Raw genomic sequence first — 527 nt, 5'->3', positions numbered from 1 at the left:
GAAGATGGCTTCGGTGACGAGCAGCGTAGTTTCGGTTGTTGTGAACCCCATTGTGAATGCGGAAACGCCAACGATCGGAACGCAGCCGACGGCTAAGACGGTTGATGTCGGCGGAACAGCGACGCTAAGCGTGGCGGCTAGCGTCAGTGATGGCGGAGTGCTCAGCTACCAGTGGTACAGCAACACTAGCAACAGTACGAGTGGTGGCACGCTTGTGAGCGGAGCGACGAGCGCGAGCTATAACGCACCGACGACAGCGGCGGGAACGAAGTACTACTATGTCGTGGTAACGAACACGAATGCGAGTGTGAACGGCACGAAGACCGCGACGGCGACGAGCAACGTCGTGCTAGTGACGGTGAACGCCATCGTGAACGCGGCAACGCCAACGATCGGAACGCAGCCGACGGCTAAGACCGTGAACGTAGGCGGGACAGCGACGCTAAGCGTGGCGGCCAGCGTCAGTGATGGCGGAGTGCTCAGCTACCAGTGGTACAGCAACACGACGAACAGCACTTCCGGCGGCA

Annotated in this window: 1 pseudogene; it reads left to right on the top strand. The window is 60.2% G+C overall.

Features of this window, described 5'->3' with window-relative positions:
- Window positions 1-40: 40 nt before the first annotated feature.
- Window positions 41-527 (top strand): annotated as a pseudogene (locus V8F51_RS31515) (S-layer homology domain-containing protein); the annotation flags it as partial.

This window comes from Paenibacillus sp. YIM B09110 (genome assembly GCF_037167145.1).
Taxonomy (GTDB): domain Bacteria; phylum Bacillota; class Bacilli; order Paenibacillales; family Paenibacillaceae; genus Pristimantibacillus.
Note: the sequence above shows the minus strand (reverse complement) of the source record. Positions and strands in the feature narration are given on the sequence as shown.